This window comes from Neobacillus massiliamazoniensis, from assembly GCF_001048695.1.
GTDB lineage: Bacteria > Bacillota > Bacilli > Bacillales > Cytobacillaceae > Neobacillus > Neobacillus massiliamazoniensis.
Genome location: NZ_CVRB01000010.1, coordinates 19105 through 38964, shown reverse-complemented (window position 1 = coordinate 38964; position 19860 = coordinate 19105). Strand labels below are relative to the sequence as shown.

Here is a 19860-nt window from a genome sequence, read left to right as displayed (position 1 = left end):
ACCTCACCGCCGCTAACCTTCGGGAGCAAGCTCCCAAAGATTCGCTCGACTTGCATGTATTAGGCACGCCGCCAGCGTTCGTCCTGAGCCAGGATCAAACTCTCCAAGAAAGTTGATTTAGCTCGAATTTACGTTGGCTTCACATCATTAAATGAAGTGAATAATTATTGTTTGTTGACGTTTTTGTTTGTTTAGTTTTCAAAGAACAATCACAATCGCTTCTTAACTTCCTTCAGAAGCAACCTTATTAATATATCAGATCATAAGCAGCGAGTCAACACTTTTTAAAATTAATTTTTAACTTCATTGTGTTGTTTACTCGTCATTAACGACTGCTAAAATATATTATCATCTTCAAAATAAAACGTCAATAAGTTTTTTATATTTTTTTCGGGATGCTCCCCATGAAACAAAGTTTTGAAACAGACAATAACTACGATCGTTTAATCAGATTTCGGTAAAATAATCCACGAATAAATCAGATTTGGCAGGGAATCAAAATAACATAGAGATATTTAAAAAAGGAAAATTACTGCCCCTTCTCTAAAGCAAATGCATGGTTTCCTTTTGTTTTAGTCATCGAGAAAAAACTATGTAAATCTATAGAATAAGGAGCTTTCGATTATGTACGGTTTATGTCAAAGGTATTATCCGATTTTCTTGACTGTTTTACTGGTTTTAGCATCCTATAATATTTTTTATAGCTTGGGCACATTCCCCATTTCCAGTTGGGATGAAGCAAGGCATGGAGTAAGTGCTTACGAAATGTTAAAAAAGGGGAATTTTCTCGTAAATACATATCTTAATCAAATCGACTATTGGAACTTGAAACCTCCATTAAGTTTTTGGGCAAATATGGCCGGCTATAAAATTGCAGGCTACAACACCCTAGGGCTTCGACTATTCTCAGCCATTTCAGCAATACTAACGATTATATTTGTTGCTGTTTTCGTAAACCTAAAGCACGGAAAATTAGCCTCCCTCATATCCACGTTAACTTTAGCAACATGCACGCAATTCTTAACAGATCACAGTGCAAGAACCGGGGATGCAGATGCACTATTTGTTTTTTTCTTTACTACAGCAATTTTGTCACTTTTACTTTTTAAAGAAAAGCCAATTTTCCTCTATATGTCCGGGTTTGCATTCGCTCTGGCTTTTTTAACAAAAAGCTGGCACGCCGGCAATATTGCAGCCATCATCTGTTTGTACCTACTATTAACAGGGAGCTATAAGAAACTCACTTATATAAATTGGATTTTATTATTCACCTTCATGTTCGCTCCCATATTTGCTTGGGCGTGTATAAGATATCAATATGATGGTATGGAGTTTTTTAATAATATGATTGCTTACGACCTGCTCAAAAGGTCATCGAATGCGATCGAGGGACATATCGGCGGGTATTCCTATTATTTTTTAACTTTATGGAATTACTTTTCCTTTTGGCTCTTGCTTCTTATTGGATTAGTTCTTCTGTATCCCTTTAGGGAGTTATCTATTTCCAAATTGAAAGCAGAGAAAGCTACCTATTATTTAGGTTTATGCTTGTGGATTATAGTACCTATTTTGTTCTTTACCTTTGCCAAGACGAAAATTAGGTGGTATATCTTACCTGTTTATCCTACACTTTCGGTTATAATCGGTGCCCTTTCTAGCAAGATCCTCTTGAACGGAAAGACTGCAACTAGGGCTGCTCTGTTATTTTCTATTCTGGTTGTATCGTTGTTCCATGAGTGGGAGATTCAAACCTATTTAGGGAATCCCCCCTCAAAATTGCACATCAGATTGATTCAGAACGTCCAAAAAATAGACGATTTAAAGGGATACAGTTTGTTTGTTCATAATCCGAAAAGCCCATTGAAGTGGACTCAAAATATGGTCTTGGCATCAAAATTATATGGTGACTTACTTATAGAAAATGGTGACGTTAGTGATTTTTTAAAAAGGGAAAATGCTTTACTACTATTAAGAAAAGGACATGATTCAGAGGATATCATTAATTCCAATCAATTAACGATTATTACTTCTAATAAGTGGGGGTATATTGTTCGGAAAAACATGTAGAAGAGCCAGCCTAAACCTTGGCCGGCTCTACCTTTTTATTTTGTGATTTTTACAATTCCCTCTTGTTTCAGATCAGCGTGTCCTTGTTTTTCAATGACAACCTTTTCACCTTCAGCCAAGTTGGTGAAGACAATTGGTGTTATGGTTGATTTTGCATGCTCTTTAATATAAGCAACATCAAATTTTAACAACGGCTGCCCTTTTACAATCCGGTCATTTTCAGAAACTAATGTTTCGAAGCATTGTCCTTTTAAGTTAACCGTGTCGATACCAACGTGAATTAGGATTTCACGGCCGTTATCTGAAAGAATGCCAATAGCGTGTTTCGTTGGGAACAGGTTAACGATTTTACCATCTACAGGGGAAACCACCAAACCTTCAGCTGGTACAATCGCAAAGCCGTCGCCCATCATTTTCCCAGCAAAAACTGGATCAGGTACTTCCGTAATTGGAACTATTTCCCCATTAAGAGGTGAAACAAAAACATCGTCGTCTTTTTGTTCAGTTTGTAGCGCACTAGGATTTATTTCTTCAATTTGCTGTTCCACACCTTTTTCCGGTGAAACCTCAGCAGTTGTACGAGGGCGCTTACCTTCCATTATATCCTTCATTTGCCCTTTGATGATTTCAGAACGCGGGCCAAAAATGGCTTGAATATTGTTTCCTACCTCAAGGACACCTGCTGCTCCAAGGCTTTTCAATCTTTTTTTATCTACATTTTTAATATCATTTACCGATACACGAAGACGGGTAATACAAGCATCTAAGTGAGCAATATTTTCCTTTCCGCCCATCGCATCTAAAATATCGCCAGCAAGATCACTGGAGCCAGCTTTACCTGTTGGTGCTTGATCTTCTTCTTCTTCCAATTCACGTCCTGGTGTTTTTAAGTCCCATTTGCGAATCGCAAAACGGAATCCGAAGTAATAAATAAGAGCAAATACTATACCTACTGGAATGACGCGCCACGCATTTGTCTGCGGATTAAGTAAACCAAATAGAGTATAGTCAATTAATCCCCCGGAGAACGTCATACCAATCTTTACATTTAATAAATGCATTACCATGAATGATAATCCGGCAAAAATACAGTGAATAGCAAATAATACCGGTGCAACAAATAAGAAAGAAAATTCAATTGGTTCTGTAATACCTGTTAAGAAAGAGGTTAAACCGGCTGAGAACATCAAACCGCCGATAATCGCTTTCTTTTCCGGTCTAGCTTCATGATAAATCGCTAATGCAGCTGCCGGAAGACCAAACATCATAAATGGATATTTACCTGTTGTAAATGTTCCAGCAGTTAAATGTTGCACTCCATCCTTAATCTGTGCCATAAAAATCGCTTGGTCACCATGAACGACTTGACCGGCATGTGTTGTATAGCTTCCAAATTGATACCAGAATGGCGCATACCAGATATGATGCAATCCAAATGGAATAAGGGAACGTTCAACAACACCGAAAACAAAAGCCGAAAGAGTTAAATTAGCATCCACCATGTGTGTTGAGAAATAATTTAAACCATATTGGATTGGCGGCCAAACGATGATCATGAGTAAACCTAAAACAACAGCACTTGCTGCCGTAACAATCGGAACAAAGCGCTTACCAGCAAAGAAACCTAAATAAGATGGCAGTTCAATATTAAAGAATCTATTATACATAGATGATGCAACAATACCAACGATAATACCGCCAAATACACCTGTTTGCAGGGTTGGAATACCTAAAACAGATGCATAAGTGTTTGGATCTTTCGCTACTGTTGCTGGAGTAATCCCTAATGCAGTTCCCATTGTAACATTCATAATGAGGAAACCGACAATTGCAGCTAGTCCGGCTACACCTTCTCCTCCTGCTAAACCAACGGCAACCCCTACCGCAAAAAGAAGTGCAAGGTTACTAAAGATAATACCGCCTGCTTGTGCCATAATGTTAGCAACCATTGCAACTGCATGGTTATTTAAAAACGGTGCTAAATCTGTTAACGTAGGATTTTGAAGCGCGGTTCCAATAGCCAATAAAATACCTGCTGCCGGTAAGATGGCAACTGGAAGCATTAGCGCTTTACCTACTTTTTGCAAGACGCCAAAAGCCTTTTTAAACATTTGTTATCCCCCCCCAAAAAATTTTTCAAGCTCATTAAGCGTTTACATTACAGACAAAAAAAAACAAATAAAAAAGGCATGAGTAAAAGTAATTAGAATGGAGATTTTTAGGAATAGAATTCCCCTAAAACTTCATTTCAATTATTACTTTCACTCATGCCTGATCGTATCAGTAACACGTAAAAATAATAGCTATTTAATTTTATTTTGAATTCTTTGCAGATGCATCGTCAAATAAACAGCTTCCGCATCAAAAACTTGCTTTTTTAAGGTTTGCTGCATCACTTTAATGAGCTTCCAGGAAAGATAATAGCATACCGGATATTCCTCTTTCAATAGGGCTGCAATTTTTTCTGGTTCCTCGACTTTTTCACCTTTGATCACACGTTCAATAGCAAATCGAAGGTGCCGGATAAGCCTCACGTAATCAATACCTTCGCGGTCGATCGTAATGTCAAACTGCTCTTCCACCATCTCCACCAGCCTGCTGATCAGTTGGGAATATTGATTTACATCAGATAAGCTTTTATTGGTAATGGCGCTATGGATGTGAAGGGCAATGAAGCCAACTTCACCAACTGGCAGCTGTATCCCTATTTTTTGATTCAATAATTGAACAACTTCTAAAGCGATTTCATATTCACGCCGATAAAGGGCCTTTGTTTCAACTAAAAACGGATTATTGACCGCCATCCCTTGCGAAGCTCTTGTAATCGCAAACATTAAATGGTCCGTTAAAGCCACATGAATATGTTCATTTAGCGTCGAATTTGATCGTTGTTTGATAAGGTCGATGGCAGAAATAATGATTTCTAAATAGTCTGTGTCGATAAATGGAAGCAATTTAATATAGTTTTCTTGTTCCTTTTCATCTTTTAAGACAAAAAGCTTTTCAACCGCGTTCGTATCGATGTATTCCCCGCGTTTTCGATTAAAGCCGATGCCCTTTCCAATTAGTACGACTTCTTCATAAGTTGAGTGTTCTGCGATTAACACATTATTATTTAAGACCTTTTCAATCAATATTTTTGCCATACCATTATTCTCCATTTCACAGAACTTTTCTCTATCATAAACATGTTAAAGGAGACGAAACAGGAAGTCAACGACATCATTCGACAGTATTTTTAAATAGGTTCATTTTTTCATACTTTATTTAATTATAGGATTTTTCAACAAATAAAAAAACCGCCAATTCATCAGGCGGCTTTGTTCACTTTATTTTAGGATCCTTTAAACTCACCTGTTGATTTCCGCTCCAGGCGCTCGCTTTCCGCGGGCGGTTCGGGGAGCCTCCTCGGCGCTATTGCGCCTGCGGGGTCTCCCCTGCCCCGTACTCCCGCAGGAGTCGAGCGCCTTCCGCTCCAATCAACATAGTAGCAAAATCAACAATGAGCTTTAACATAGCCTTATTTTAAAATAAAATATACAAGAAAGATGACGAAGAATACATACATGATTGGATTTATTTCCTTGATTCTTCCTTTCACAATCATAGTGATAGGGTAGAAAATAAAACCAATGGCGATACCCGTCGCAATACTGTAGGAAAGTGGCATTGCAATCATGGTTAGAAACGCGGGAACAGCAATTTCGAATTGTTTCCAATTAATGTTACCCAGCGATGAAACCATTAATACTCCGACGATAATAAGTGCAGGCGCTGTAACAGGCGTCGTAATAACGGATAATAACGGATAGAAAAAGATTGATAGAATAAAGAGCCCAGCTGTAACTAATGAAGCAAACCCTGTTTTGGCCCCGGAAGCTACCCCTGCAGTTGATTCAATATAAGAGGTAGTTGTTGACGTTCCTAATACCGCTCCTACCATTGTAGCAATGGAATCAGATAACAACGCTCTTCCTGCGTTTGGAAGTTTGTTATCCTTCATCAATCCTGCCTGGTTGGCAACTGCGACAAGTGTCCCAGCATTATCAAAGAAATCTACAAATAAGAAGGTTAATATAATTCCAATCATACTGGTTGACCAGAAGGAGTGGTCTCCAAATGCCGAAAATACTGCGCCAAATGTTGGTTTAATGCTTGGTACACTACCTATCAATTGATGTGGGACAGGAGTTAAATGAAAAATCATTCCGACAATAGCAGTGACAATCATCCCATAAAAAACGGCCGCTTTGATTCCTCTTGTCATCATGATGACGGTGATCACAATTCCAAAAATCGTCAACAAGGTAGTTCCATTCGATAAATTTCCTAACCCAACAAGTGTGGCATCATTTTTTACAATAATACCTGATTGCTGGAATCCGATAAAGGTAATAAATAAACCAATCCCTGCTCCTACAGCATGTTTTAAATCAACTGGAATCGCATTGATGATTTTTTCACGAAGACCAGTAAGAGTTAATAGAAAGAAGAATACTCCGGAAATCAAAACTGCACCTAGTGCATGCTGCCAAGGAATATGGCTTCCCAGCACAACGGTATAAGCAAAAAAGGCATTTAACCCCATCCCTGGTGCCAGCGCTAGCGGATACTTTCCGAGTAACCCCATGACAATGGATCCAATGGCAGAAGCTATTGCCGTTGCTACAAAGACAGCGCCATGATCCATTCTTAATACATCAGGGAAATCCTTAATACTTGCTAAAGACAACGTCAGCGGGTTGACCACCAAAATATAGGCCATAGCCAAAAAGGTTGTTAAACCACCAATAAATTCTTGACGATAACTTGTTCCTAATTTTTCAAACTCAAAGTAATTCTTCATTGCTCTCCCCCTGGAATTCTCTAATGAAAAAAACGCTCCGATGACTACCGGAGCGTTTGACTAGGGCATGTGTAAAGAAAGAGAAAGAAAAAAGTTACACTCTTCTTCCATTAACACTTACCTCGTAGTCAAACCATTTACGGTGGCTCGGTAGAAACTCTTGGGCCATATTCCCAATATTATACGACGTAATTAGACGTTAATTTAATTCTCTTTCATAATAGCAATGAAAAATAACTTCGTCAAGATAAAAGACGAACATTTTTATAAAAGTATTATTAATCGTTCGTGATTATTCCCACTCAATTGTTGCTGGTGGCTTGCTGGTAATGTCATACACAACCCGATTTACGTGTGCCACTTCGTTGACGATTCGAGTCGAAATAACCTCAAGCACTTCCCATGGAATACGTGCCCAATCTGATGTCATTCCATCAATAGACGTAACGGCACGGATACCAATCGTGTAATCGTATGTTCGTGCATCTCCCATTACACCGACACTGCGGATGTCAGGTAGAACCGTGAAATATTGCCAAATATCGCGGTCAAGCCCGGCTTTTTTAATTTCTTCGCGTAAAATCCAATCCGATTCCCGAACAATTTCTAATTTATCATCAGAAATTGCCCCTAAAACACGAATGCCGAGACCCGGACCTGGGAAAGGCTGCCTCCAAACAATATCATCCGGAATTCCAAGCTCTGTTCCTAAAGCACGAACTTCATCCTTGAATAATGTGTTTAGCGGCTCGATTAATGTAAACTGCATATCTTCTGGAAGACCGCCCACATTATGGTGGGATTTGATTGTTTGCGCAGTAGCCGTGCCGCTCTCAATAATATCAGTATATAGCGTTCCTTGCGCTAAAAACTCAATTCCTTCAAGTTTCGCTGATTCATCGTCAAATACATAGATAAACTCGTTACCGATGATTTTCCGCTTTTGCTCTGGGTCAGAAACGCCCTTCAATTTTGTTAAGAAGCGATCCTTCGCGTCAACCTTTATGACATTCATATGGAAGCCTTCGGAGAATGTTTTCATGACACTATCCGCTTCATTCTTCCTAAGTAATCCGTGGTCAACAAAAATACAGGTAAGCTGATCGCCGATAGCTTTATGAATAAGAACAGCGACAACTGAAGAATCGACACCGCCGCTTAGTGCGCAAAGAACCTTCTTCGTGCCAACTTGTTCGCGAATCTTCGCGATTTCCATATCAATATAGTTTTCCATTGACCATGTGTCGCTGCAATCACAGACGTTAAATACAAAGTTCTTGAGAAGGTCATTCCCGTAAACAGAATGGCGTACCTCTGGGTGGAATTGCACGGCATAAAGCTTTCTAGACTCATCGCTCATCGACGAAATCGGGCAAGATGGATTAGTACCGTCAATTGTAAAGCCTTCAGGAGCTTCAACCACTAAATCACCATGGCTCATCCAAACAAGCTGCTCTTCAGGCAAAGCGCGGAATAAAGCGGATTCGCGCTGAACAGTCATCATAGCTTTCCCGTACTCACGCTGTTTGGCTTTTTCAACTTTGCCACCAAAATGAACCGTCATTAATTGCATACCATAACAAATCCCAAGGATCGGTAGACCCATGTCAAAAATAGCCTCATCACAGCGGAATGAATTTTCATCATATACACTGTTTGGACCGCCAGAGAAAATAATCCCTTTTGGGTTCATTTTTCTAATTTCCTCTGCGGTAATCGTATGAGGGTGCAGCTCGCTATACACTCCAAATTCACGGATGCGGCGTGTAATAAGCTGATTGTACTGACTTCCAAAATCCAAAACCACGATCATATCTTGCTTGTTTGTCAAAACGGCCACCTCTTTCAAAAATATATGATTAGCTTTTGCAATAACCTGATAAAATAAGGCTTTTTTTAAAAAAATGTTGTTTTCAGCCCTGCTCCGGAGATTTATCTGCGAATTATATCGATATATCTGCGAAAATTAGAATATATCTGCGCATTTAATGAATATATCTGCGAAATTCCGAATATATCTACGAATCAAATGAAAACGAAAAAAACTAGAATTCGCACAACTATAGTAAGAAGGCAGAATTCTAGTTTTCTTGTAAACAATCGCAAAACTTCATTCCGCCTTCATAGTCAGGTCCTTTACGGCGACCCGGTAGAGACTCTCGACCCATATTATCGAGGATATATGAAGGTAACGTACCTATTTAGAAAAGCTACAGCCCAAAGAACTGTAGCTAGACATTGAATTTAAAATCTATTGTAACAATGACATTTTTACTGGTCAAGCGATTGTCTTTTTAATTAAATTTTCCCACAATTCTTGCGTCTGTTGCCACGTTCCTTCCGGTATATGTTGATGATACAAATATTGTTCATACACTGCTGTTAAGCTCGTCATTTCCCTTGTTGAAAAAAAGGTGTCGATGTAGCGGGCATAGCTGCGAAGTGTCTGGTTTTCTTGGCGTTTTAGCCCGAAGCGGTCGAGTTGTTTCAATAAAACCAAATACGCATCCCCCATGCTTTCGTCCTGCTTCTTAAATCGATAAAACAGCACGATCACATATGGAACCCATTTTCCGCGAATTCGATAAAGAATTCCCGTCAAAATTCCTAGGAGGATGATGATAAAAACAATCAGCTGCCAATGATTTTTTAAAGTTGAATTTATATTTTTCCACATGTTTTTTGCATCAAAAGATTTCTTCGTATTCTTTGCTTTTCCTGTGTCCTCTTGTTGCTGATCCTTCTCAGGCTTCTTCACCGGTGTCGGCGTGGTTTGTTGATTATCCGTCGGAGTATTGGCGTCACTTTCGTAATTAATAATCAGCTCATTTGAAAACCCTTGAGTTGGTTCAAATGGCACCCAGCCTTGATTGGGGAAAAAGACTTCTACCCATGCATGGGCATTTTTGTTAGTAACTACATACTCCTGCAACGAAGAATCGTCATTACTATGTTGATCGATGTCTCCACCTGTGTAGCCTTTTACCCAGCGGGTTGGGATTCCAATCGTTCGCAGCATGACCGCCATTGCGGTAGAAAAATTATCGCAGTAGCCGCGTTTCGTCTCAAATAAAAACTGATCAACATAATCTTGTTTTTCAGCCGGATAGGCAACGTTTTTTTGGTCATACGTGTATCCGTTTCCCCCAAAATAGCGTTCAACCGCTTTTGCCTTGTCAAACCAATTTTCCGCACCGGAGGTTATTTGTTCGGTTAATTGCTTGATTCTTGGCGGCAATCCAGCAGGAAGAGATGTATAGCGCTGATAAAATTCACTATTCATTACGGAAGGGTCATATTCCGTTGTTTTCGTTAAATCACTTGCTTTGTATTTTGGAATATCAAATTCAACTGTGTATCTAAAAATATCCCCTCTACGAGATATAATCTTATCTGTATTCGTATCCATCTTAAACCTATATGGATCTGCTTCAGGAACTTCAGGAACAACACCTTGGATTCTTTGAACCCCCGCCGGATACAGTAAAAAGGATAATGAGGAATAGTCAAAATATACCGTGGCATATTCCTTAATGGTTTCAACCGAATTCGGGATCGGGTAAATAGGTATTAAATCGCCCTCATTAAAGGTCACGGAAGTTGATCCGGAAGGCATCCAGCCTTTTCCGGTATAGACATCTTTTGTTTCGACCTTCCAATAATTTTTTCCATTCCCCACATACCTGAAAACAGAATTACTATCGCCAATAAACGGCCCGCCTAGTCTATCATCATTTGTACCATAACCAATTCTTTTCGTCCCATTGCCTTCACCGCCATCTTTGCTTTTGGCCGCCTTAAAATAAGAAACAGGATCGGGCCAAATCGGTGCGGCTTTTGGAGCAGCTACACCCACAAGGACACTAAAGGCAATCATTCCAGCTAATGGGACCATCCATTTTCGAATGAAAGAGGGTTCCTGCTTTACTTTTTCCTTCAGAATTATCCGGTAAAAGGTCAGCATTCCCATTACAGTAAAACCAACTACAACCGTACGAACGATCGCATACTTTGCATTGTACGTAGTAAATGTATCCAAAAAGGTAATGTAAACGAGTGTCATAAAGAAAAAAATAAAAATCTGCTGTCGTCTTAAGAGCCAATAATGAATTAAATAAACCATGATCCAAAGCAATAGAAAAAACAATATGGTACGAAACTCATTGGAAAAGCCATTCCATTTTAGTGTAAAAAGCAGGATGATATCGTTTTTTACATCAAATAGACAAGCCTTTAACCAGCTTGAGTGAAAAAAGCTTTCTTGATAGTAGAAACGATTAATAGAAGCCAAAATATAGATCGTTTTGATCAAAAACTGCCAAAACCACTTTACGTTCAAAAAAGACAAAAGAAAGGACAGGAGCAGGAAAACAATGAAGGTTCCAATATGATTGGTATCAGTCAATTCTTCAACCGGCCTAAGCCATTCCCAAAGCAACAGGAAGCCCAGTGCATACAGAAGAAACGACGGAAAATCTCTTTTGATCACCGCAAATTCACCTCCGAAAAGGCCGCAGTAAAGTTTCCTTCATGAACCATTACCACCCGAACTCCTCGGGCATTTGCTACACCTATTAAAGAGCGCTCTGTTTCCGTTGGTGATTCTTTTTCTGCTTTGATGAGAAATAGAGTAACAGAACCTTTTCTTTGTCCAAGAAAACTTGCTTTTTCAATTAAGGGTTTCGTCAATTGTGCTGTAACTAATAAAAAGGAGACAATTTGTTGAATAAAAAGGCCATCGGTTTCGAGAACTTTTTCTAACGACGAAAAACTTTTGGCTTCGATTTTGGCGAGATGGTAAAAAATTTGCTGGAGGTGCTGCTCCCCACCCCTAATGGGAAAAGAAGCTCTCTCCTTGCTGATGGTCAGCAGGCCTACCTGTGCCCCCTTTTTCAACACTGCCCGCACTAGCGATGCCGTGAAGGAAACGATGACTTCAAAGCGCTTATCCGGTACACAATCCATCACCACATATACATCATGGGATTGACGTTGCTCAAATTCTTTCGTCATCAACATGTTTCGTTTGGCGGAGGCCTTCCAGTTAATCCACGAGAAGCGGTCACCCGATTGATAATCTCTTACACCGGTTGCCATGGATGTATCGCGCTGCACTCTTTCCCTTGAAGCGGTAAGCCCCTGTTCAAAGTGGTTCTCAAATGGCTGATACAGGAGCTCTGTATAAGCCGGATAAACAATAATTCTTCCATCGACTGTGTATGTTTTTTCTTTTTCGATTAAACCGAGCGGGTCACCAAGGTTAATAGTAATGTTGCGAAAAAAATGCTCTCCCCGCGGCAGTTCATTAATGATGTACTCATAGGTAAATTGTTTTTTTATGCCTGGAAACAATAAGGCTTTTGCCTTTTTTTCTTGATTAGCGTGGTTCAAAGAGTCATCCAATTGGTCTGTTATCATCAAATAAAAGAGAGGGAAAGAGGAATACCTTTTAATCGTTACAGTTACTTTTAACGGCTCCCCGGCATTGTAATCCGTTTTTGGCAAGACCCTAGTTACTTTTAGTTGATTCAACGAATAAAGGGTCATGGCTATACAGTAAATTGCAAATGGGCTAAAGCTGTAAAATAAAAACCAGCTGACAAACCCGCCTTGAAACATCGCATACGAGAATGTTAGGACAATCAAAAAGAGTAATAAAATGAACTTCCAAGCTTTTTTAAAAATATTCCACCATTTTTTCATTTTATTTCACAAGCCTTTTCACCGGAACAGGCACTCTCGCCAAAATTCGGTTCACTACTTCTTCTGCAGAAATCCCTTCAAATTTCGCTTCAGACTTTAAAATGATCCGGTGGGACAGGACAAACGGTGCCAAATATTGAATATCATCCGGGAGAACAAACTCGCGGCCATACATATAGGCATAAGCTTGGGACGTTTTCATTAAGGCAATCGAACCCCTTGGACTTGCACCGAGATAAACACTGCCATGATCCCTTGTCCGTTTCACAATATCAACAATATAACGCTTCATAGAATCGTCGACATAAACATCTTTAATTTCTTTTTGCAGGATTAACAACTCTTCAAGGTCGATAACCGGGTCCAGTTCTTCAATAGGAGGTACCTTTTGTGCCCTGTTCAACACTTCGATTTCTTCATCAATATCCGGATAGCCCATTTTCATTTTTAAAAGGAAACGGTCGAGCTGTGCCTCCGGCAATGGATATGTACCTTCATATTCAATCGGATTTTGCGTGGCCATTACGAAAAATGGCTTTTTCAGCTTATGTGTCACCCCATCGATGGTGACACTTGCTTCTTCCATTCCTTCTAAAAGAGCCGACTGTGTCTTCGGTGAGGTTCGGTTAATTTCATCAGCAAGAATGATATGACCCATAAGAGGACCGGGGTGAAATTGGAACTCCATCTCTTTTGGATTATAAATAGAAACGCCGGTAACATCGGATGGTAATAGATCTGGGGTGAATTGAATGCGGCGGAAGTTGGCATCAACGGATTTTGCGAGGGCCCGGACCATCATCGTTTTTCCGACACCTGGTACATCCTCTAGCAGGACATGGCCCTCCGCAAGCAAAGCAATAAGACTCAGCTCTGCTACATTTCTCTTTCCAATCATGACTTTTTCAATGTTTGCAAGAATTTTTTCAATTGAGGGGTTCATTTGTTCACGGGACAACTCTATTCCTCCTTTTTGGCGGATCAGCAATTTGTGGCATCAAATATATGTATTCTATATATTCCGAAAAAAACCTTTTACAAAAATTCCAAAAACCACCTTTTGTTAAGACGTTTCATGCATGATCTGCCATGGTTACATTTTGATTGTTTTTTGAAGCTTCTACGCTCATGGTTTGGGGATTTTCTCGGGGTTTTGTTCACGTAAAGGGCTTCTACGTTCACGGATTTGGGGGTTTCTCGGGGTTTTGTTTACGTATAGGGCTTCTACGTGCATGGTTTTTGGGTCTTTTCGGGGTTTTGTTTACGTTTAGGGGTTCTACGTTCACGATTCGGCTTTTCTCTTGGGTTTCGTTCACGTATAGGGTATCTTAGTAACCGGATCAACTCTAATTTCATTTATTCGGGCACTATTTTCCTTCTTATTTATTAGTTTTCAAAAAAAGACGTATGCCAAATTAAATGACACACGTCTTTTTTAATGTAGACAAAACGATTACACGAACTTAGACTGAATTTAATTCTTAGATCTTCACGGCTTCTGTCCAACAAACTGAATGACATGAGCCAGCCCATTGTGTAGTTCACCTTCATGACGGACAACCTCTCCCATGAAAAAGTGAACGATGCGCCAATCTGGGAATGTTTGCAAAAACTCTTCTGGAGTATATAAGAACTCTAATTCTTTCGGTCCTCCACTTTTATATGGAATTTGGTGAATTGAGTACACCTCTGAAATAAAATACCCACCTGGTTTAACTGCTTCTTTTACGCCTCTAAGTGTTTTCTGACGTAATTCCGCTGGGAAATGCCCAAAAATACAAACTAGTTCATCCCACTGATTTGTTCTCCAAGATGCTTCATTTAAGTCAACGAGTTCTGTATGAACTGCAACACCTCGTTCTTCTGCTAACTTTTTGGTTTTTGTCAAACCGGATTCAGCATAATCCCACGCAGTTACATTCATTCCTTGTTCTGCTAAAAAAACGGCATTACGACCTTCACCTTCTGCAATGGTTAAAGCGTCCCCTGACAATTGAAGCTTTTTCTGAATATCTGTTAAAAATACATTGGGGTTAGTTCCGTAAATATAGTTCTTGGCTTGAAAACGAGTATTCCAATGGTTCATTATTATTCCCCTTTTCAATGTAAATTTTATTATTACTCTCTTTCTCGAAGAACAATGCTATTAACTCTGATTATACAAAAAAATGACACCCACTTTTCAAATGGGTATCATTTTTTATCTAATATATTCTAGTCCGCTAGATAATATTATTTGAAAATATGCTTTGAATCCATAAGCAGCTTATGCTTCTTTTTCCTCATTGTTATCAACGATATTTTCACTCTGGGTTTCACTTGTGCTATTTTCATCTTCTTGTTTTGAAGCGATTACTGTAACAATTACTTCGTCATCATCATGGTTAATCGTAATATTGCTATAGTTTTTTCGAATCGCTCCTACTTTTATTGTATGGCCTATCTGCAATTCGGAGACATCGATTTCAATAGTTTCAGGGATTTCTTTAGGTTTAGCTGTTATGTTTAACTGGTGAAGAGATTGCTGCAGAACCCCTCCATCTTCAACACCTTTTGAAGTTCCCATCAATGCAACATGCACTTTTGCATGTATTTCAGTAGACATATTAATATGCAGAAAGTCTGCATGGATAATTTCATGATTGATCGGATTTGCTTGAAAATCTTCAAGGATAACATTCTGTTTTTTACCATTAATATCAAGAGAAATTATTCCATTTCTTCCGATTTCTCTAATGTTTTTGAGTAGATCAGCATTTTTCACAAAAATCGGTTTGCCTTCTTCATGTTTCCCATAGACAACTGCTGGGATATACCCCTGCTTTCTTAATTGAGTTAAAATTGACTTTCGAAATTCCTTACGCTCTTTGGCAACTAATGTATTATTCATTGCCTTTCACCTTCCTGATACTTCAGAATTTTAGACATAAGTATAAAATCTTTCTAATATAGGAATGTCTAAGTGTTAAATTATTTCTTTTAACCCTTCTATTATAAAAACAAAATTTTTACGATAGCAAATATTTTGCACTATGGCAATTTGGTTTGTCAGTCAATTTATCCCGCATTAACGGGCAGTAAGACCCCCACCTCATGATTGAGAGAGAAGCGAGGAAGATAGGTGGGGGACAACTGCCCCTAAAAGCCCGATTGGTTCAACTAACCATCAGTGGGGGATGTAAAAAAAACCACTGATGGAAGTTTCACTTTATTTTTACTACTTTTACTTGCGGCAAATTTTTATAACATAAAAAGACTACCTCCTTGTTTTTCAAATGGAAAAGGAGCAGCTTAATTGCTGCTCCTCCCATTTGAAATAAATGGCCGCTTTTAAAAAGCAATCATCGTACCCCCTGTATAAAATAAAAATCACGACTTAAAATGCTTACCCTTCATTAACCTTTAATAACATTCTCATTCCAAATAAAGCCGCCCATAGTTTGTTTTCCTGATTAAAGTAAAAGTGAATTGGCTTTTCATTGTCCATCATCACAAGCGTATTCTCATCGCTTGTTCTTAATGGGCGTACTTCGTTATCCAATATTGCTTTTAATTGGCTATTTTTCCAAACGATTTGAAGACATGTTTCTTCATTTGATTGGTAGGTGCCTACAAATCGCTTTTGTTTGTCTTCAGACAGTTTCACATAAGGTTCAGTGCTTCGTCTTTCTTCTAGCGGCAGACCTAATAGGCTATTAATTGCTTCCAACCATATCTCACTCGCTGAAGCATCAGAAACATTCGTTAGTACTGCTGCAACGAGATTAAGTTCGGGGATGAAGCCAAAATTTGCCGAAACGCCAGGCTGTCCACCACTATGCTCAACAAGTGTCACACCATGATAATCCGAAGTTACTTTCAATGCATATCCATAATACGAATTACGATCAAGTTGGGAATACGGCTGCCACATTTTTTCTAGTTGTTTTCCAGATATGAATGTCTTGCCGTTACTTACACCACTATTAACATACAGTTCACCGTACTTTAATAAATCTAGAACAGTTGAACGAATACCACCACCTACTTCATAATTTCCTAAAGTAGGTCAAGGTTGGTTTTGATATTCTTCCCTTTTTCGATCGTAGACATAGGGTGTTGATACATTCTCCAGTTTATTTATTTCTTCTAGGCTATATGTTGAACGATACATACATAATGGATTTAATAGCTCTTCTGTAATATATCTTCTAAATAAACTTCCCGTAATCCTTTCAATAATGGCGCCTAACAATAGAAATGTGTCATTGCAATAACTAAAGTATTCTCCCGGCTTGCCGAGCAAATCATGTTCATTTTCGGACAAATATGTCAAATGTTCTTGAAACTTCGTTAGCTCTTCTTTCCGATGTAGAGGTGCTAAACCAGTTGTATGCGTTAATAAATGATGAATTTTGATCGATTCAATCGGATCAATAGTAGGAATGTTAAATTCGGGCAAGTATTTAATGACCGGGTCGTGGATAGAAAGCTTCCCATCTTCCTCCAACTTCATTATTGCAAGTGCCGTAAATGACTTTGATACTGACGCAATCCCGAAAATTGTTTCTGGCGTAATCTGATCATTTGATTCAAGATCTTTCGCTCCAAATCCCTTCTGATAGATGATCCTTCCATTTTTGCTTATCGCTACGGCTGCCCCCGGGATATGTTCCGTCTTCATTCGAGTAGAGATTTTCTCCTCAATCAATTTCCAATCCATTTTACCACCTCGAAATATTTAGCATTGAAATGATAATCTTGTTTATTATTCAAACGGATAGGCGTGAACGACATGCCCATTTCTGCCTTTGGTTGTTACGGCTTGTGATAATGCGTTTAATATGGCTTCTTCAGCTGCCTCAGCAGCACCGGTAAATAGTTGGTTCATGATCGGATGGTCTTCCCTTAGCTGCTCCCGTGCTTCTACCATTTCATTCGTAACATGTGGAATTTTATGAGCAGTTGAAAAGGCGATGACAATATCTCCGCTTCCATGGCTATAGTGACTTCCTGTTCTGCCAAGCCCGATTCCACATCGTTTTGCGACTCTGAGCAACTGTCTGTCGCTAAGTGGTGCATTCGTTGCTAGAACGAGGATAATTGATCCATCCGAAGTTTTAGATAATGCAGAAACATTTTCTGTTGACTTAATGGAGTATTTCACGGTTTGAAACTCTTCTTTTTTCCCAAAATTACATAATACTAGGCAGCCAACTGTGTACGTACAACCACTCACTTCATCATTGACGATTCGGGACGAGGAGCCAATTCCTCCTTTATATCCGAAGCATACCATCCCTTTTCCGGCTCCAACAGCACCTTCCTCCGCCACATCATTCTTTGCCTTATTGATGGCCTCAATCGCGTGCTCCGGTTTAATAGGAAAACGGCGAATCGAGTTTAAATAGCTGTCATTACACTCACCGACAACGATATTAATCGTACCTGTTGTATCCCCTATTTCTGGATTGTTTTCAAACATATATTGCAGCGTACCTTGCGTAACTGCGGGTACCCCGAACGTATTGGTTAACATAATCGGTGATTCAATTATTCCTAATTCATTCACTTGCACAAGCCCTGTTGTTTTCCCAAAACCATTTAACACATAACTTGCCGCAGTTACTTTTTCTTTAAAGAGGTTGCCATCATGTGGTAAGATAGCCGTTACACCCGTACACGCATAATCTGTCTCGTTTTCTTCAAGAGGGTAATCGAGTGTAACATGACCTACCTTAACCCCTTCAACATCCGTAATACAGTTTTTTTCACCGACTGGTAGCTTGCCTATGACAATCCCTCTTTCTCTAACTTTCACAGGTTGACTCTTTTTCAAGGTAATCCCTCCGCATATTAATTGTTTGGCATGCTACAAATGATTTGATTTTATTATAACGTTTCTCAAAGTCGATTCGAAATAAGTTCTGATCATATAAAAAAGACTACATCCTAATCTTTAGGAAGTAGTCTTTTCTTAATTTATGTGACCAATTCTCGGTTTGGCCGGAAAATGTATTTAACCATTTCTCAAATGAGAGTGATTAAATTACATCATGCCCACCATAAGGTAAGAGTGTGTAAATTTTACTTTAAGTTTTTAACTCCAGTTTCTAATATTTCCATTTGCAGCAGTGTCTGTTCGTCTGTAATGGTTTTATCTTTACCATTAATGATGGCTTCATATAAATCATCATATACTCTTCCATAATCACCATTTACTGATTTCACTTTTTCTTCGTGGATTGTACCTTCTTCATCAATATATGTCAGTACACCATAATGTTTTATTGTATCTATACCAAAATCTTTGTTATCAGGCATGTAAAATATCTTTAAATGTTCTTCCTGACGATCTTTGGTTTCTTTCACAAAGCATCCCTTTTTGCCATGAACGACGAAGCTGGGTCTTTCTTTAAGTCTATAATAACTGGATTTTACAGATACTTTTAACTTACCATAATATATATCTAAATCAAAATAATCATTCATTCTTCCTTGTCCTAATAATTGCCTTACATCATAATGTATATGATTCGGCTTGCCAAAATAGCTGATGACCTGATCCAGTGTATGACAGCCATGTCCATATAAAAATGACCAAACAGGATTAAAAGAATGAACAGACTCAGGTACTTCGGGACGATAATAGTCATAATGCATTTCCACTTCCAGCAAGTCCCCTATTTTCCCTTCTTCAATGACCTTTTGAACTGTTAAAAAGTCACTATCAAAACGTCTGTTTTGATACGCCTGAACAATTAATCCTTTCCCTCTTGCCAATGCAAATATTTCTTTTGCCTGTTCTGAGGTTTCCATAAAAGGCTTTTCAACCAAACAGTTTTTATTATGTTCTAATACTAATTTTGCGTATTCATAATGACTGTCATGTCTTGTGCAAACCACAATGAGTTGAATGGCCTTGTCATTTAATAATTCATCTAAATCAGAAGTATAATTTACTCCTGCAATCCTATCCCAACTTTCATGCTCAGGATTTCTTTGATAAATTGTTTTTACCTTTATATTCTCTCTTTGCAGTACGAACGGCAGATGATATCTGTTAGTGCTTTTCCCATTTCCAATATAACCAATAGTAAGCATAGCAGCCCCCTAAAATATATTTATATTTAATATCTTCTGTTAATACTATTCAACCTGTGTTTCTTGCGATTGTTTGGACTTCAAAACTATGGGACAATGGTAAGTTTTTGTTTTGGCATATGAAAAGCACCTCCTTAAATTGATAGGCTTATCATACCAGG

At 38.8% G+C, this 19860-nt stretch carries 12 protein-coding genes, 1 rRNA gene, 1 pseudogene and 2 riboswitches; of the genes and pseudogenes, 1 reads left to right on the top strand and 13 read right to left on the bottom strand.

The window, feature by feature from the left end; genetic code table 11:
- Window positions 1–110, bottom strand: a 16S ribosomal RNA gene (locus BN1082_RS28000); the annotation flags it as partial.
- A gap of 514 nt (window positions 111–624) precedes the next feature.
- Here BN1082_RS28000 and BN1082_RS26885 point away from each other — a divergent pair.
- Window positions 625–2067, top strand: coding sequence for an ArnT family glycosyltransferase (locus BN1082_RS26885; RefSeq protein ID WP_090640600.1), 1443 nt, complete (start codon window positions 625–627; stop codon window positions 2065–2067).
- Between the two features lie 35 nt (window positions 2068–2102).
- Here the strand turns inward: BN1082_RS26885 and ptsG are convergent, their stop codons facing one another.
- The 12 genes and pseudogenes from ptsG to BN1082_RS26825 form a co-directional block, all read right to left on the bottom strand.
- Window positions 2103–4178 carry a glucose-specific PTS transporter subunit IIBC gene (gene ptsG / locus BN1082_RS26880; RefSeq protein ID WP_090640598.1) on the bottom strand — a complete coding sequence of 692 codons (2076 nt, stop codon included), beginning with the start codon at window positions 4176–4178 and terminating at the stop codon, window positions 2103–2105.
- A gap of 192 nt (window positions 4179–4370) precedes the next feature.
- The gene (glcT, locus tag BN1082_RS26875) at window positions 4371–5213 is read right to left on the bottom strand and encodes a glucose PTS transporter transcription antiterminator GlcT (protein ID WP_090640595.1); all 843 of its coding nucleotides are present in this window, start codon (window positions 5211–5213) and stop codon (window positions 4371–4373) included.
- 374 nt (window positions 5214–5587) lie between these two features.
- Window positions 5588–6913 (bottom strand): NCS2 family permease, encoded by a 1326-nt coding sequence (locus BN1082_RS26870; RefSeq protein WP_090640593.1) that lies wholly within the window; start codon window positions 6911–6913, stop codon window positions 5588–5590.
- Window positions 6914–7018: 105 nt separating this feature from the next.
- Window positions 7019–7120, bottom strand: a riboswitch (purine riboswitch).
- A gap of 85 nt (window positions 7121–7205) precedes the next feature.
- A complete protein-coding gene (gene guaA / locus BN1082_RS26865) occupies window positions 7206–8726 on the bottom strand; it encodes a glutamine-hydrolyzing GMP synthase (RefSeq protein WP_090640604.1) in 1521 nt (506 codons plus the stop codon).
- Between the two features lie 291 nt (window positions 8727–9017).
- A riboswitch (purine riboswitch) is annotated at window positions 9018–9119 on the bottom strand.
- A gap of 72 nt (window positions 9120–9191) precedes the next feature.
- The gene (locus BN1082_RS26860) at window positions 9192–11402 is read right to left on the bottom strand and encodes a transglutaminase TgpA family protein (protein WP_090640592.1); all 2211 of its coding nucleotides are present in this window, start codon (window positions 11400–11402) and stop codon (window positions 9192–9194) included.
- Window positions 11399–12616, bottom strand: coding sequence for a DUF58 domain-containing protein (locus BN1082_RS26855; protein WP_090640589.1), 1218 nt, complete (start codon window positions 12614–12616; stop codon window positions 11399–11401). Before BN1082_RS26855 ends, BN1082_RS26860 begins: the two co-directional genes overlap by 4 nt.
- A gap of 1 nt (window position 12617) precedes the next feature.
- Window positions 12618–13559 (bottom strand): AAA family ATPase, encoded by a 942-nt coding sequence (locus tag BN1082_RS26850; RefSeq protein WP_425412240.1) that lies wholly within the window; start codon window positions 13557–13559, stop codon window positions 12618–12620.
- A 546-nt stretch (window positions 13560–14105) separates the two neighbouring features.
- Complete coding sequence (locus BN1082_RS26845) at window positions 14106–14702, bottom strand: class I SAM-dependent methyltransferase (protein ID WP_090640583.1); 597 nt, start codon at window positions 14700–14702, stop codon at window positions 14106–14108.
- 180 nt (window positions 14703–14882) lie between these two features.
- Window positions 14883–15506 carry a 50S ribosomal protein L25/general stress protein Ctc gene (locus BN1082_RS26840; protein WP_090640580.1) on the bottom strand — a complete coding sequence of 208 codons (624 nt, stop codon included), beginning with the start codon at window positions 15504–15506 and terminating at the stop codon, window positions 14883–14885.
- 495 nt (window positions 15507–16001) lie between these two features.
- Window positions 16002–17318: pseudogene (locus BN1082_RS26835) on the bottom strand (serine hydrolase domain-containing protein).
- Window positions 17319–17363: 45 nt separating this feature from the next.
- Window positions 17364–18416: a DmpA family aminopeptidase gene (locus BN1082_RS26830; protein ID WP_090640602.1), complete on the bottom strand. Its 1053-nt coding sequence runs from the start codon at window positions 18414–18416 to the stop codon at window positions 17364–17366.
- A 266-nt stretch (window positions 18417–18682) separates the two neighbouring features.
- Window positions 18683–19699, bottom strand: coding sequence for an oxidoreductase (locus BN1082_RS26825; protein WP_090640577.1), 1017 nt, complete (start codon window positions 19697–19699; stop codon window positions 18683–18685).
- Window positions 19700–19860 lie beyond the last annotated feature (161 nt).